The following is a 15,616-nucleotide window of genomic DNA, read 5'->3' as shown; positions in this document are numbered from 1 at the left end:
ACGCTGGCCTTTCCTTAGCGTTCCCTGTGTTCGACGAAGTCGGCGTGTGAACCGACCTCGGCAAGCAGCGAGACCAGGACGAGCCCGCCGGCCAGGATGATAAAAATCGGCGAAAAGCCGATATGTTCGCCCGCTGCACCGATGATAAAGGGCGCGAGCAGCAAGCCAGCATAGCCGAAGGCCGTCACGGTAGCCAGGCCATCACCGCTTGACATGCCTGGCTGGTTTCCCGCTGCCGAAAAAATGATCGGCACCAGGTTCGCCATGCTGAAGCCGGAGAGCGCAAAGCCGGCTATCGCTACTGGTACGCTTGGCGCAAAGGCCGAGATGAGGAAGCCGCTGGCGGCGATGATGCCCGTTACGCGCAGCGTACGGACGGCACCGAACTTCTGGCGGATGCCATCCCCCAGAAAACGCATCACGGCCATGGCAGCGGCGAATATTCCGTAGGCAAGGGCGGCGCTGGCTGTATCTGCACCCAGTTCCTGGCGCAGATAGACAGCTGCCCAGTCGATCATCGCCCCCTCGGGGATCATCATACAAAGAGCTAGAAGCCCTAGAAGATAGGTGAGTGCCGACCGCGGCAGCTGGAATTTCCTTTTTGCCCCATGCGTCTTCTGGGGGCAATCGCGAAGGCAGTAGCTGAGCGTAACAAGGACGAGAAGCAAAGTGAGTGCCGAGACGATAAGGCCGTGGATAGTATGGCCAAACGCTTCCGCAACCCATCCTCCGCTCGCCGCCCCGACGAAACCGCCAAGACTCCAGAAGCCATGCGTTGAGGACATGATGGCCCGATTGAGCCGACGCTCGACGCCGACTGCATTGGCATTCATAGCGATATCCATCAGGCCGACGACCGCGCCGAAAATCAGGATCACGAAGATCGCGGTCATTTTATCCGGAACGGAAGCCACTGCGGCAAAAGCCAAAGGAAGCAGCAGCGCAGAAACACGCATAACCATGAATGACCCGAAGATGGTGATCAACCGGCCGCTGACCAACATCGCAGCAAGTGCGCCGATACCCATGATGAGGATCAGCGTGCCAAGCCGCGTCTCACCTATACCGAAGCGCTGCATCAGGAGCGGGATCTGCACGGCCCAGTGCCCCATAACGAAACCGTTTGCAAAAAACATTGCGGCCACGGCATATCGGATTGCATTGTCGGAAGGTGTCGATTGAGGATATGTCATGTCTCAAATGCTTCGTTGAACGCCGGGATCTCTGCGTTACGCAAACCAGCATGAAGAGGCAAGCATTGGAAGTTGAAACCAGTCATCAGGAGAATTGACAATCGCCCGGATCCGCCTGGCCGTAAACGATAGACGCGTGCTGGCCGGCTGGCTGGCATTTTTCTTTGCTGCCTTCGTCGTGTTTGGGGCTTTTTTTGGCATGGCGCTGGAGATCAGGAGCAATGTTACGCGGCTGGAGTTTGCATTTGACGCCTACACACGGCGATTGATCGGCTTTACGCTTTGGCAGGCCCTTCTATCGACGGCCTTCTCAATCGCTCCAGCAGTCTTCATCGCCCGCGCATTGTCGCGTCATCCGGCCTTCTTCGGACGAAGGCTGCTTCTGCACCTCTTCGCGCTGCCTATTTCGCTGCCTGCGATCGTTGCCGTGCTGGGTCTGCTCGGGCTGTACGGCCGAGCAGGATGGCTCGCCAGCCTCTTTCCTTTTCAGTGGCCAGGGATCTACGGGATCAGCGGAATTGTGCTGGCGCATGCCTTCTTCAATATTCCGCTTGCAACGCGCCTTCTGCTTGAGGCGCTGGACACAGTGCCCAACGAACAATGGCGGCTTGTCGCTCAGCTCGGCTTTCGGACAGGCGATATTTTCCGTTTCATCGAGTGGCCAGTGCTGCGCGCCAGTTTGGGGGGCGTTGCAAGCCTTGTCTTCATGCTCTGCATCACGTCCTTCACCATTGTACTGACCCTCGGTGGCGGACCGCGAGCGACGACGCTGGAGGTGGCGATCTATCAGGCGCTACGTTTTGATTTCGATCCCGCGCGTGCCGTATTCCTGACGGTCATCCAGATTGGCATGACCATATCCACAATGGCGTTGCTTCTTTTCGTGGGAGGGCGTTTCGATGCAGATCCCAACGCACAGCTTGTTCAGCAGCGTTACCAGCGTATCCCGCCGTTGGAAGCAGTCCTCAATGCCGCACTCCTTCTGCTGGCGCTGATATTCGTCGGAACGCCGCTTCTCGTCCTCATTCTGGATGGTTTGCGTGCCGATCTCGTTCGCTTGTTAGCTGAAAATGCCGTTCACCGAGCCGCCATCACTAGCCTCGTCTTGGCCAGTCTTTCGGCTCTGATCGCAGTTCTTTTATCGCTGGCTCTGGCGTCTCACGCAGTGTTGCGCCGCGGAAGAGGTGTTGGCGGCTGGCTTGCTGAAAATGGGGCGGCACTTGTTCTGGTCATCCCACCGATCATCATCGGGTCGGGCTGGTTTCTGGGGCTGCGCGACACGGGACTGGTCTTTTCGGTCGCGCCTGTCATGGTTGTCTGTGTCAATGCCTTGATGGCGATGCCCTTCGCCGTCAGGATTTTGCGCCCCGCTTGCCAATTGAGTTTCCAACGTTATGAGCGGATTTGCCGCTTGCTTGGCATTACTGGCTGGAGTCGATGGCGTCTGGTTGAATGGCCGGCGTTGCGCAAGCCGCTTATCATCGCTTTCGCCTTCTCTATGGCGCTCTCGCTCGGGGACCTTGGTGTGATCGCGCTTTTCGGTAGTGAGAGCGTGCAGACGTTGCCCTATCTGCTCCTGGCGCGCATGAGCAGTTATCGCACGCAGGATGCGGCAGGACTCGCGCTGATGCTCGGCGCGTTGTGCCTCGTTCTCATGATAATCGCCACATATTTGCAAGGAAGAAGCGATGAATGACCAGAAGGGCGTCCGGATCGCGCTACGCAGTGTGGAGTTTCATTATTCCGAAAGCCGGTTCGTCTTCAACGCCGAGATACCGGCGGGTAGCATAACTGCGGTTCTCGGCGCTTCTGGCTCGGGAAAGTCGACGCTTCTCAATCTTGTCGCTGGTTTTGAGAAGCCGTTGAGGGGAACGATCGAGATAGACGGTATTGCCATGACAGATGTTGAGCCTTCCGAGCGGCCCGTGTCCATGATCTTTCAGGAGAACAATCTTTTTGCGCATCTGACCGTCGCTCAGAACGTTGGCTTGGGCCGTTCCTCTTCACTGAGGCTGTCCCGACAGGATAAGGCAGACCTCGCCTCTGCGCTTGCAGCGACCGGCCTTGTGGACAAGGAAGCCCGGAAGCCGTCAGCGCTGTCGGGCGGCGAAAGACAGCGCGTGGCTATTGCACGCATTCTGCTGCGAGAACGCCCGGCGCTTCTGCTCGATGAGCCCTTTGCATCTCTGGGACCGCAATTGCGTCAGGAAATGCTGGAATTATTACGGGATGTGCATGCGCGGCAGAGACCAACCGTTCTTTTCGTCACTCATCATCCTGAAGATGCCCGAGCCATTTGCGACAGGGTCATCTTTATCGAAGAGGGGGCGGTGCTCTTCAGCGGAACGGCGAAAGACTTCTTTAGTCAAAACTCAGAGGCCTACCGGCGCTATCTGGGCGCATCTACCTAGACAGATGGCGTAAGTCTGCAACAGCGTGACAAATGCACGACTGGCTTGTGTCAGCGTGCTTGCGCGGATCGGAAGGTCGCCTATATGCTCGGAAAGCCGGGGCGGGCCATTTTTCTGCCTTCAAGCTGTCGATACAGGAGTGTGAAGCTTCTTGCGTCGCGCCTCAATGTCGATGCTAAGTTGCTTGGCTGCTGAATAGAGCGCGGAATCATGTTGTCTTCCGCGCACCGAAAGGGAAAACAACTGCTGCATGCTGTCTTCGCTTCGTCTCCGGTAAATGCTGCCCGCAAGGCGCTGTCCTTGCGTTGGGCTGGCATGATACCTGCACTGGTTTTACTTTCCGCCTGTCAGGGGCTGACTGGTGCAATGGATCCGGAAGCCTTCAAGCCGTCAGAAAACCCGGTAACTGTTGATAGCTATACACGCAATGATCGCTTGGCGCAGTTGGCACGTGCGCAGCATCCGCGAATTCTGGCAACCTATGGCGGTGAATATTCCGATCCCAAGCTGGAGCGTATGGTGGCAAAAGTCGTTGGTTCCTTGACTGCGGAATCCGACAATCCGAACCAGACCTATCGGATCACCATCCTGAATTCTCCGAACGTCAACGCTTTTGCGCTGCCGGGAGGCTATCTTTATGTCACTCGCGGCTTGCTGGCGCTCGCCAATGATTCGGCAGAACTCGCCGCTGTAATCGCGCATGAGATGGCGCATGTGACGGCAAATCATGGTGTGGCCCGCCAGCAGAAGGAAGCGGAGGAGGCGGTAGCCAGCAAGGTCGTCTCGGACGTTCTCGGCAATTCACAGGATGCGCGGGTAGCGTTGATACGCAATCAGCTGAGTCTGGCCCAATTCTCACGCAACCAGGAACTTGAGGCTGATGCGATTGGCATCAAAGCCATGGCGCGCGCTGGCTACGACCCGTTTGCCGCTGCTGCTTTTCTTCAGTCCATGGCGCGTTATGCCGATTTCCGCACGGTGACCCGTGCCAAGGATGCCAATCTCGACTTTCTGGCTAGTCATCCAAATGCGCCGCAGCGCATCGAGCTGGCGCGTCGCCATGCGCGCGGTATTGGCGCACCTGGCACGGGTATGCGCGACCGCGATCTGCTCCTCGCGGGCATCGACGGTCTTCTATATGGCGACACGCCGGATGAGGGCTTCGTGCGCGGCAACCAGTTCCTGCATCCGAAACTTGGCATCGCGTTTTCAGTGCCCGACGGCTTTGTCATCGACAATTCGGCCGCCGAGGTCGTGGCGTCGGGCGATGGCGACATTGCCGTGCGCTTCGACGGCGTGAAACTGCCTATGACGACCGGGTTGGCCGATTATCTTCGCTCTGGCTGGATTGCCGGTCTCGACGTCACCAGCGTGAATACCGGGACAGTGGCTGGGCAGGAAGCGGGTTTTGCCAAGGCGCAGGTCGAGGGCTGGCAGTTTGCGATAACGGTTATTCGAGTGGGTGATCAGGTTTATCGTCTGCTGACGGCGGCACCGCGGACGAGCACGCAACTTGATAGAATCGCCGCAAATGTGACGTCCAGCTTCCGTGTGCTCAGCGACACGCAAAAGACCGCGCTAAGACCTCTGCGCATTCGCGTCATCACGGTGAAACCGGGAGATACGGTAGCGTCGCTGGCCGAACGTATGGTCGGTGTTGATCGCAAGGTGGAGCTTCTGCGGCTCATCAATGCGCTCCCACCGGGGTATAATCTTTCGAGCGGGGAAAAGGTGAAGATCATCACGGACCAATGATGGGTCACCGGCGAGTCAGCTCCCCACCTAATAAAAACCCCGCATGCTTTCGCTGCGGGGTTTTTCCGGGAACAAGCGTGACGGAAGCTTAAGCGGCTTCTTCCTGCTCGACCTCTTCGCCCTCAACTTCGGCGTCTGCTTTGGCAACGCGCTTGGGGCTCTTCTTCAGGTTGGTTTCGATCAGGCGAACCGCTTCCGTGTCGGAAAGCTTGTTAACGGCGGCGATTTCGCGAGCCATGCGGTCAAGCGCTGCTTCATAGAGCTGACGCTCGGAATAGGACTGTTCGGGCTGATTCTCAGCGCGGTATAGGTCGCGAACGACTTCCGCAATGGCAATCAGATCGCCGGAATTGATTTTTGCATCATATTCCTGAGCGCGCCGCGACCACATGGTACGCTTGACGCGAGCACGGCCCTGGACAACCTTTAGCGCACGATCGACATAGTCGGTTTCGGCCAGCTTGCGCATGCCGACGGCATTTGCCTTGGCGACGGGAACCTTAAGGCGCATTTTATCTTTAAGGAAATCGATGACGAAAAGCTCGAGCTTGTGACCGGCAACTTCTTGCTCTTCGATCGCGACAATCTGGCCAACACCGTGCGCCGGATAGACGATGGATTCGCCCGTCTTGAAGCCGTTCTTCGTACCTGTTTTCTTATTTTGCTGCTGAACTGCCATACGCCTTGAACTCCTGCTGTTATTATCGGCGGCATGGGCCGATCAAAGGCCGTCGATAGACTGGCGAATATCAGCAACACAAAGACTGTCGCTGGACAATAAACCGCCTGCCCCTACAGATATCGTATCCCGACTCTCCAGGGTCAGCCGCTCTATTCCAGAGCAACAATCGTTCCTTTCAGAGATAAGCTCGCCTGCCTGAAGAGGCGGCGTGCCGAAAGAGCTTGTGTCACCAACATATGAATATTGTGGTACCACAAAAGTTAGAAAGAATCAAGGAATTGCACAAAACTGCGATAGCGCCGACTCAAAATGCAAGAGTCCGAAGCATCAAATTTCTCACTTCTGAACGGGATTTTGCGTGAGCTCTCACTTGCCGATCAGAATTTAGCTGCCAAAAACGTAGGGGTTTCAGAACGTTAGTATTTGTCACGTTTCACTTAGGGATGTGAGCGTGTCACGCAGGTGGCAGAGGCAACGTTATCGCCGCAAGCTATCCAGCCCCCGAGAATCAACCTCAGCCGGATAATTTTTTTGCTCAGTTAATCCCGCCATCCAGGAGAATGGCAGCAGTGCATTAAGGGGGGGCGCCGTCGATGCTATTCAGTCGCCGTTGCCGGGCTCCGGAGAAAAGTATTTTTCCAGCTTGCCCGTTTCACCGTCAAATTGTGCCGCGTCCGCCGGCGCATCCTTCTTCTGCGTGATATTGGGCCAGGACTGCGCATATTTAGTATTCAGCTCAAGCCAGCTCTCAAGACCGGGTTCGGTGTCGGGCTTGATCGCTTCGGCTGGACATTCCGGCTCGCAAACGCCGCAGTCGATGCACTCGTCCGGATGAATGACGAGCATGTTCTCGCCTTCATAAAAGCAGTCGACAGGGCAGACTTCCACGCAATCGGTATATTTGCATTTAATGCAGTTGTCGGTGACGACATACGGCATGAGACGTGCTCCGGCATTTTTACAGGTGCCTCGATATGGCACTTTTTATCTTCGATTGGAGGCAGCGGCCTGTCACCCCACTGCGATTGCTTGCGTTCACCTAGTCCCTTTGGGGCAACTGCGCAAGCCTGTCGCTGCAACCGCCCTCTTGCCAATTTGCAAAGCTCAGAAATCGTTGCTGCGCTTGAGCCGATCAACCTCCCGGCGTGCCTGCTTCCAGTCACCGCCTGTCTTCACGGGTGCTGGCTCCGCAAGGGATAATTTGTTGCGTGGTTCGATTGGCGGCGACAGATCCTCGTAAAGCATCTGCGCCTCGGGCGCGGGTCCGCGCCTTTCTCCCAGATCGAGAACGCGATAGACAAGAACGCGGTGATCAAGAGCTATTGTCAGAACGTCGCCAAGCTTGATGCTATAACCTGGTTTGTCGATCTTTTCGCGATTGACGCGAATGCGCCCGGAGGAAGCAAGCTCTGCGGCCAATGTCCGTGACTTCACGACGCGGGTAAAGAACAGCCATTTATCTATGCGTTGACGATCGCTTTGCATGCAAGCTCCGAAGCAAGACACTCAAGGTATAATGCAAAGATAGCCGGCTTGGATGCGAAAGAGGCCGCAAAATGCGACCTCTTCTTTTCTTACTTGCCGAGCTTATCTTTCAGCGCTGCAAGCTTTGCGAAAGGCGAATCCGGGTCGATCCGTACCGGTTTCTCCTCGCGTGGCTTTTGCGGGCGGTTACCTTGCGGTTTGTCGCGATGCGGGCGCTGATGATTGCGATCACGCTGGGGTTTGCCGTCGCGGGGCTTGTTGAAACCATTGCCGTCGCGACGTTGACCTTCACCACCCTCACGAGCTTCCTGCCCGCGCTGCGGCCGGCCTTTGCCAGCATTCTGGCGATTGCCACGCGGCTGACGATCCTCGAAGCGGCTCTGACGCCAGAGAAGAACGATCTTCGGTTCTTCCTCTTCGGCAGCAGTGGTTGGCTGCTTCTCTGCGGAAGGTGCTGCTGCCGCCGCCTCTTCTTCCACAGGTTGCTCGGCGGTATCAGAGGCTTGGCTCTCATCAGCGGGCGCAGTTGCTTCCGATGAGTTCTCAGTTTGCTCCGACGTCTCGATTGCTTTGGTTTCGTCTGTGGCGGTAACAGGTGCAGCCACGTGGGCGTCGATGCGCGCCAGGAGCTCTTCGTACTCGGCCGCCTGCTTAGGCTCGGCGCGGTAGCCCAACGCCTTCAGTATCTGCTCCATGTCCTCGGGTGTCGCGCCGAGAATCGACATCATTCCGGCAGTAACAGTAAAGGTGCGGCCATCAACGGCACCTTCCGGGCGATGACCTGCACCTGGCTTGAATGCCAGCGCAGCGCGGATCAAATCGGCAAGGCGCTCTAGTATGTCGAAGCGCACAGCGCGACGACCAAGGTTGCGGAAGCCGCCGAGTTTGTAAAACTCCGTGACGAAGCTTGTATCGGTGACGAGCGAGGTGCGACCGGTTGCAAGCGCATTGACGACGTCGCCAAAGCCGGGCTTGTCCTTGCCGTCGTTCTGCAAGGCCCAGAGCAGTGTCAACAGTCCGGCCGGCGCAGGCTTGAGCAGAGCGGGAATGAAAATGTGATAGGCGCCAAAGCGAACGCCGAGGCGACGCAGCGCGCCGCGAGCGTCCTGATCGAGTGCCCGCACTTCCTCTATGATATCGCGACGGTTGAGGCTGCCGTAATTCTCGACGAGACGGAAGGCGATACCGCGTGCCATGCCTTCGAGTGCGGCCGCTTCGGAAAGATCGACGAGCGGCTTCAGAAGTGTTTCGATCTGATAGCTGACAAACCGCTGGGCGCGCTCCATCACCTTGTCGCGAGCAGGTCCCGTCAGTTGTTCATCGGCAAGCAGCACAAGCCGCGGCTTCAGAACCGAATCGCCAGTGGTCAGCGTTGCCACCGGCGCGCCAATCCAGCGCACGATGCCATCGGAGGCCAATGCGAAATCACCATTGGCCGCGACAGCGAATCGGTCAGCGCGACGGTCGAACTCCGCAGCCAGTGCCTTTTGCGCGGCAGCCTTTACAGCCTTCGCGTCCTCGCCGCCAGCGCTGGCATCCGCCGTAAAGCGAAAGCCCTGCAATTCGCCGACGTGGTGGCCTTCCACCAGAACAGCCCCCTCCGGGCTGATTTCAGCTTCAATCATCGTATTCTCTCTCAGCCGCTTCATGAGCACGGAAGTCCTGCGGTCTACGAAGCGTTTCGTCAACCGTTCATGCAGTGCATCAGACAGCCTATCCTCTATATCACGTGTTTTTTCTTGCCAATGTAGCGGATCGGCCAGCCACCCGGGGCGATTCGACACATAAGTCCATGTCCGGATCTGCGCAATCCGGTGGGACAGTGTGTCGATTTCGCCATCGAGGCGGTTGGCCCGTTCTACCTGCTCGGCCATGAAAGTTTCATCGACATGTCCCCGCTTCGCAAGATCGACGAAGATCGAACCGACAAGTTCCGCGTGCTGTGCAGGCGTAATGCGGCGGTAGTCGGGCAGGGCGCAGGCATCCCAGAGTAAGGCAATGCGGTCGCGACGATCCGCGAGAGCACGTGTTTCCTCGTCACGTGTCACGAAGTCGAACGCCTTTTGATCGACGGCGGGCAGTGCGCGCGTCAATCCCCCCAAATCAGGAACCACGTCGAGCGAGCTCTTCAAGGAATTAAGCGATGAGAAATCCAGAGTAGCGTTACGCCATTGCAGGACTTTGAGCGGATCAAAGTGGTGTGCCTCCAGTCGCTGCACCAGTTCTTCGTCGAAAGGATCGACCTGCCCCGTTACGCCAAACGTGCCGTCGCGCAGATGGCGACCCGCGCGTCCGGCGATCTGGCCAAGCTCAGCAGGCGTCAGATCGCGATACTGGAAGCCGTCGAACTTTCTTTGCTGGGCAAAGGCGACGTGATCGACGTCCAGATTGAGGCCCATGCCAATCGCGTCGGTCGCGACAATATAATCGACATCGCCGGACTGGTAGAGCTCCACTTGCGCATTGCGGGTACGGGGCGATAAAGCCCCAAGCACTACGGCCGCGGCGCCGCGCTGGCGGCGGATGAGCTCGGCGATCGCATAGACCTCGTCCGCCGAGAAAGCGACGATCGCACTGCGCCGCGGGAGGCGGGTAATCTTCTTCGAACCTGCGTAAAGCAGTTGCGACAGGCGCGGACGTGTAATGACGGAGATACCCGGTAAAAGCTTTTCGAGCAGTCCCCGGATAGATGACGAACCAAGAAGAAGGGTTTCGTCCCGTCCCCGAAGGTTTAGAATGCGGTCGGTGAAAATATGTCCGCGTTCGAGGTCTGCGGCGAGTTGCACCTCGTCTATGGCGACAAAGGCTGTTTTCGCCTCGCGCGGCATTGCTTCGACAGTGCAAACGAAATAGCGCGCACCGGCAGGCTGGATTTTTTCTTCACCCGTGACCAGCGCCACATGCTGAACACCGACCTTTTCGCACACGCGACCATAGACCTCGCGCGCCAAAAGACGCAGGGGAAGGCCGATGGTGCCGCTGGAATGCGAAACCATGCGCTCTATGGCGAGGTGCGTCTTGCCGGTGTTGGTTGGACCCAGAACGGCTGTCACGTCACGCCCGGACAGGCGCGACAGGTTTGGCGTTTTGTCGATCAGGGTCATGCCCCTGCAATTTCTCTCTATCGAAATGGTCTGCGCTTATCCCGCCGCAGCGGTTCAAACGACGACAGCCTTATCGGGAAAGTCCTTCCATAGGAAGCGGCAAAAGCGCTTATTTTAAGATTTGGAACGACTCTGGAACGAATCGGAGACGAATCGGCCACTTCTGATCTTTCTGGTTTTGTTCACGGCTAGATATAGATTAGTCAGCGTAGATTGTGTCCAGATGATGAATCATGGCGATGCATCTTTAACGTGTGGTGACCGGCTTCCAGCAGCAATATTAACTTTTGCCCGCGAATTCATCATTGGCACCTAAGAATGTCTTAACACTATGACACGACTCCACTTTTCCGTCGATTTGAAGAAGAGTGAGCCCCGTGGTCCGTAGGACATTAACTTTCCGATCAAATGAGGAACGAATCGGACACGAATCATAGATTGTATTAAGTTCTCTATTTGTTCACTGCTAAATCTTGTAGCGAACTCGATGAAGCCGACCATATTCTGATTCGGTAAAAATGCCGGAATGTCTTTCAGCTGGTAAAAGCTTAACGGTTGCTCACAAGGCCTCAAAGCATATGGCAACACCCATGCCACCACCGATGCAAAGGGTCGCAAGGCCTTTTACGGCCTTCCGGCGTTTCATTTCGTAAAGCAAGGTGGTCGCAATGCGTGCGCCAGACGCCCCGATGGGATGGCCTATGGCGATGGCCCCTCCATTGACATTGACGATGTCGGGATCAAGAGCAAGTTCACGCGCGACGGCGCAGGCTTGTGCAGCGAAGGCTTCGTTGGCTTCGACAAGATCAAGATCGCCAACACGCCAGCCCGCTTTCTCTAGAGCGCGGCGGGTTGCTGGGATCGGCCCGGTCCCCATGACCTGGGGGTCGACACCGGCGGTCGCCCAGGAGGCGATGCGGGCAAGCGGTATCAGGTTTCGCCGAGCGGCTTCGCTTTCGCGCATCAGCAGGAGTGCAGCCGCTCCATCATTGATGCCCGAAGCATTGCCGGCGGTGACGGTGCCTTCTTTGTCGAAGGCGGGGCGCAGCTTTTCCATCATCTCAATGGTTGCGCCGTGGCGTATATACTCGTCCTGAACGATCAGCGTTTCCCCTTTGCGGCTTTTCAGCGTCACTGGAGCGATCTCATCGGCGAAACGCCTGGCCTTCTGTGCCGCTTCGGCCTTATGCTGCGAAGACAGGGCGAATGCATCCTGCTCCGCGCGACTGAGCTGGAAGGCGCGCGCGACATTTTCGGCCGTGATGCCCATGTGATATCCGTAAAAGGCATCGGTCAGGCCGTCCTTGATCATTGTATCGATTAACTCGACGCTTCCCATGCGGGCGCCCTTGCGCAGTGACTGGCAGTGTGGGGCAAGGGACATGGATTCCTGGCCGCCCGCCACGACGATTTTTGCATCGCCCAATGCTATCTGCTGCATGCCGAGCGCCACGGCCCGCAAACCAGACCCGCAAACCTGATTAAGGCTCCAGGCGCTTGCCTCCATGGCGACCCCAGCTGCCATAGCCGCCTGCCGCGCGGGGTTTTGACCCTGGCCGGCAGTCAGGACCTGACCGAGAATTACTTCGTCGACTTCCGCTCCCTCGACATTCGCGCGTTCGAGCGCGGCCCTGATCGCGATGGTGCCAAGCTCATGTGCCGGCACATCGGCAAAGGCGCCATTGAATGCACCCACGGGTGTTCTGGCGGCAGATACGATGACAATATTGTCTCCGGAGGCAAGTTGCGATGTCATGAGCTGTTCCTCGACAAATACTTTTCGGGACTTAGTCTACCGCGCTTTTTCACTCGCCGGTCATGAGTATTTCAGATGCAGCGAGCCAAAAACCGCATCGGCCTTCGAAGAAAGCATGCAGCCCTTCATGCGCCCGTTGCACCTACGCGGCAGCAAGTCAACGTGCTTGAGCGCGCATTACGGCTCATATGGGAGACGCAACCGGCGGATTCCACCGCACTGCACAAAAGAGCTTTATCGTGCCGCCTTTTGTGACTATCGTCAGTTTTGCTGTGTCGGCAATCAAGCCATATCGCCAGAGAAGCACCCGCGCAGGAGAGCTGTGAATGTCCGTGAAGACTGGTCCGGTTGTCATCAAGAAATATGCCAATCGCCGGCTCTATAATACAGGCACCAGCACCTATATCACACTCGATGATCTCGCTGTCATGATCCGGCGTGGCGAGGAATTTTCAGTTCAGGATGCCAAAACGGGCGACGACCTGACTCATTCGGTGCTGACGCAGATCATCTTTGAACTGGAAAATAAGCAAGGCGAGAACCTTCTGCCAAACCAGTTTCTGCGCCAGCTTATCGCCTTTTATGGCGATCAGATGCAGACTATCGTTCCAGATTTTCTCGAGCGATCCATGTCAGCCTTTGCACAGGAGCGCGATCGTATCCGCAAGGAAGCGGGTTCGGAGAAGAAGGCGAGTTACAGCGCAAATGAGTTTGCGGCCTCAATGAAGATGTTCGAGGAGCAGGCGTTACGCAGTCTGGAACTCTGGCAGCAGACATGGAGCGCGTTCAGCAATGTAGGGGCGCGGGCAAACAGCGATGTGCCATGTGATGATGCGCCTGCCAATGGTAATGATGCGGAAGCGACGTCTTCGTCATCAGGAAAAAAAGAAGAACTTGAGCTTTTGCGGGAGCAGTTGGCTGCGATGCAGAAGCGTCTTGACGCTCTTGATGGCTGATCTCAAAGAAAAGCAGGCAATGAAAAACCGCCGATAATGACCGGCGGTTTTTCATAATAGTAGACAATATGCCGAAATTAGCTCTTCGGCTCGATAACCTGACGACCACGATACATGCCGCTCTTCAGGTCGACATGGTGTGGGCGGCGCAGTTCGCCGGAATTCTTGTCTTCGACATAGGTCGGAGCCTTCAGCGCATCGGCCGAACGGCGCATGCCGCGCTTGGAAGGCGAGGTTTTTCGTTTAGGTACAGCCATTTGCTTTGCTCACTCGGTCTAATCACAAGCCGAACAGAGCAACGAAATGCAGCTCATCACGGCTCAGAAGTCATGAAGTTGGCGTGGCTATACACCGTTGAGCCGGCTTTGACCAGTGTTCTGAGTCATTTTTTATGCAGATACGCGCAAATCAGCGTACGCATCCGACATAGGCCCCAGACTGGCGGGCGCGCGCCTGAATGCGATTGGCAAGGCGAGATAGACCGGGGCCCGGCTTGCCGGCATTTCGGGTTATCGGATTGGGAAGGCTTACCGCAAGAAGTGCGCCTTGTCGTGCCGTCAATTCTGCCGCCGAACGGCCGAAATGGTGTTGGGCGGCGGCTTCCGCACCATAGATGCCGGATCCCCACTCTGCAATATTGAGATAGATCTCCATCAGTCGGCGCTTGGGCATGAAGAAGTCGAAATAGAGCGCCAGCGGTGCTTCCAATGCCTTTCGAACGTAGGAGCGACCATTCCAGAGGAAGAGATTCTTCACAGTCTGCATCGGGATAGTGGAGGCACCACGCGTATCGTCGTCACCAGACATGGCGCTGTCGATGACAGAGCGCATAGCCGTCCAGTCTATACCTTGATGCGAACAATACTGCCCGTCTTCAGACATGATGACCGCGTTGACGAGGTTGGGGGAAATCTCGTCGATCGGCACCCACCTCCGATCGTAACCCTGGAAGGCTACGAGGTCGCGAACCATGAGGGTCGAGATCGGGTGTACGAAAGACGGAATATACAGGATCGTCAGCGCCAGCGGAATCATAGCCACGATGACGACGTAGAACAGGACGCGTCGAAGGAGGCCGCTTCGGCGTCTGCGCCGGCGTATCAATGTCTTCCGTTCCGGTTCTTTGGCCAGCAGCCCGTCATCGGGTTCGACCTCCGGCTCGTAGGAAGAGTTTGTCATTCGTCCTGCTCGCCCTCATTGTCCTTCCTCGATAAAGGCAGAGCCGTCATTGCGCAACGGTGTGTGCTCCATGAAATGGAAGGAATTGCTGCCATGGCGCGGAAGTGAACGATGCGCCAGGAATTTGCTTGACGCCCTCGACATTTGTCTTAAACGGTGACGCTCATGCAAAACACCAAGATGCCCCCGTTCGAGACCATCCTGCAAAACCGTGCGACAATGATCGAGGCGGTATTACGGGAGATATTGTCCACCCACCCGCAAGATGGCGAGATTGCTCGCCCCGACCGCCTTGTGGAGGCCATGCGCCACGGTGTGCTGAACGGTGGCAAGCGTTTGCGTCCGTTTCTCGTACTGGAGAGCGCTGCCCTTTTCAGCGGCGACGAGAGTGCCTCCCTGCGCGTGGCGGCGGCGCTTGAGTGCATACATTGCTACTCGTTGATTCATGACGATCTGCCGGCCATGGATGATGACGATCTGCGCCGTGGCCGACCTACGGTTCACAAAGCTTTCGATGATGCGACTGCTATCTTGGCAGGGGATGCGCTTTTGACACTTGCCTTCGATATAATCGTGTCACCGGAAACTGAGCTCGCGCTCGACGCCAAGGTCGCGCTCGTTTCTGGTCTTGCGCGTGCCTCCGGCCTTGGAGGGATGGTGGGCGGCCAGATGTTCGACATGGCCGCCGAGAAAGCCCATCCGGGTGAAGAAGGCATTATTCGTCTGCAGGCCATGAAGACCGGCGCGCTGATCCGTTTCGCTTGTGAGGCAGGTGCCATTCTGGCCGACGCCAGCGATGAGGATCGGACCCGGATGACCGAATATGGCGCGGCCATTGGTCTGGCTTTCCAGCTTGCCGATGATCTTCTCGATCTGACTGCAGATACCGCGACCCTTGGTAAAACGGCGGGTAAGGACGTTGCTGCCGGGAAAGCCACGCTTGCCGCCATGCACGGCCCGGATTGGACCCGTCAACAGCTAAATGGCCTGGTTGCGCAGGCCAAGGATTTGCTCACGCCCTTTGATGAACGTGCCGACGTATTGCGCCAGACGGCAGATTTCATCGCCAACCGGCGCAACTGACTTCCGCCACCG

The 15,616-nt window shown here is 57.1% G+C and carries 13 protein-coding genes; 5 read left to right on the top strand and 8 right to left on the bottom strand.

What is annotated here, in order from left to right; translation table 11 throughout:
• Positions 1-14 precede the first annotated feature (14 nt).
• Positions 15-1,193: an MFS transporter gene (locus tag IE151_RS14305; RefSeq protein WP_189491520.1), complete on the bottom strand. Its 1,179-nt coding sequence runs from the start codon at positions 1,191-1,193 to the stop codon at positions 15-17.
• Between the two features lie 94 nt (positions 1,194-1,287).
• Between IE151_RS14305 and thiP the strand changes: the two genes are divergently transcribed.
• The 3 genes from thiP (at position 1,288) to IE151_RS14290 (ending at position 5,359) form a co-directional block, all read left to right on the top strand.
• Complete coding sequence (gene thiP, locus IE151_RS14300; protein WP_244636762.1) at positions 1,288-2,889, top strand: thiamine/thiamine pyrophosphate ABC transporter permease; 1,602 nt, start codon at positions 1,288-1,290, stop codon at positions 2,887-2,889.
• The gene (locus tag IE151_RS14295; protein ID WP_189491517.1) at positions 2,882-3,604 is read left to right on the top strand and encodes a thiamine ABC transporter ATP-binding protein; all 723 of its coding nucleotides are present in this window, start codon (positions 2,882-2,884) and stop codon (positions 3,602-3,604) included. The genes thiP and IE151_RS14295 overlap by 8 nt, the downstream gene beginning before the upstream one ends.
• A gap of 315 nt (positions 3,605-3,919) precedes the next feature.
• The gene (locus IE151_RS14290) at positions 3,920-5,359 is read left to right on the top strand and encodes a M48 family metalloprotease (protein WP_382345387.1); all 1,440 of its coding nucleotides are present in this window, start codon (positions 3,920-3,922) and stop codon (positions 5,357-5,359) included.
• 88 nt (positions 5,360-5,447) lie between these two features.
• Here IE151_RS14290 and IE151_RS14285 read toward each other — a convergent pair whose 3' ends face one another.
• The 5 genes from IE151_RS14285 to IE151_RS14265 all read right to left on the bottom strand — a co-directional run bounded on the left by IE151_RS14285 (position 5,448) and on the right by IE151_RS14265 (position 12,386).
• On the bottom strand, positions 5,448-6,038 hold the full coding sequence (locus tag IE151_RS14285) for a CarD family transcriptional regulator (protein ID WP_189491511.1): 591 nt from the start codon (positions 6,036-6,038) through the stop codon (positions 5,448-5,450).
• A 603-nt stretch (positions 6,039-6,641) separates the two neighbouring features.
• Positions 6,642-6,980 carry a ferredoxin FdxA gene (gene fdxA, locus IE151_RS14280; protein ID WP_189491508.1) on the bottom strand — a complete coding sequence of 113 codons (339 nt, stop codon included), beginning with the start codon at positions 6,978-6,980 and terminating at the stop codon, positions 6,642-6,644.
• Between the two features lie 165 nt (positions 6,981-7,145).
• Complete coding sequence (locus IE151_RS14275) at positions 7,146-7,526, bottom strand: RNA-binding S4 domain-containing protein (RefSeq protein ID WP_189491505.1); 381 nt, start codon at positions 7,524-7,526, stop codon at positions 7,146-7,148.
• An 89-nt stretch (positions 7,527-7,615) separates the two neighbouring features.
• The gene (locus tag IE151_RS14270; RefSeq protein WP_189491503.1) at positions 7,616-10,630 is read right to left on the bottom strand and encodes a helicase-related protein; all 3,015 of its coding nucleotides are present in this window, start codon (positions 10,628-10,630) and stop codon (positions 7,616-7,618) included.
• A gap of 559 nt (positions 10,631-11,189) precedes the next feature.
• A complete protein-coding gene (locus tag IE151_RS14265) occupies positions 11,190-12,386 on the bottom strand; it encodes an acetyl-CoA C-acetyltransferase (RefSeq protein ID WP_189491500.1) in 1,197 nt (398 codons plus the stop codon).
• A 326-nt stretch (positions 12,387-12,712) separates the two neighbouring features.
• Between IE151_RS14265 and phaR the strand changes: the two genes are divergently transcribed.
• Positions 12,713-13,342 (top strand): polyhydroxyalkanoate synthesis repressor PhaR, encoded by a 630-nt coding sequence (gene phaR, locus IE151_RS14260; protein ID WP_189491497.1) that lies wholly within the window; start codon positions 12,713-12,715, stop codon positions 13,340-13,342.
• 77 nt (positions 13,343-13,419) lie between these two features.
• On the opposite strand, the gene rpmF is transcribed toward phaR, so the two are convergent.
• Positions 13,420-13,599, bottom strand: coding sequence for a 50S ribosomal protein L32 (gene rpmF, locus IE151_RS14255; protein ID WP_189491494.1), 180 nt, complete (start codon positions 13,597-13,599; stop codon positions 13,420-13,422).
• A gap of 151 nt (positions 13,600-13,750) precedes the next feature.
• Positions 13,751-14,521, bottom strand: a complete 771-nt coding sequence (gene mtgA, locus IE151_RS14250) for a monofunctional biosynthetic peptidoglycan transglycosylase (protein ID WP_189491491.1) — start codon at positions 14,519-14,521, stop codon at positions 13,751-13,753.
• Between the two features lie 165 nt (positions 14,522-14,686).
• Between mtgA and IE151_RS14245 the strand changes: the two genes are divergently transcribed.
• A complete protein-coding gene (locus IE151_RS14245) occupies positions 14,687-15,604 on the top strand; it encodes a polyprenyl synthetase family protein (protein WP_189491490.1) in 918 nt (305 codons plus the stop codon).
• The last annotated feature ends 12 nt before the right edge of the window (positions 15,605-15,616 follow it).

It is taken from the genome of Limoniibacter endophyticus, assembly GCF_014652835.1.
Lineage (GTDB): Bacteria > Pseudomonadota > Alphaproteobacteria > Rhizobiales > Rhizobiaceae > Limoniibacter > Limoniibacter endophyticus.
This window is presented reverse-complemented; position numbering and strand designations above follow the sequence as displayed.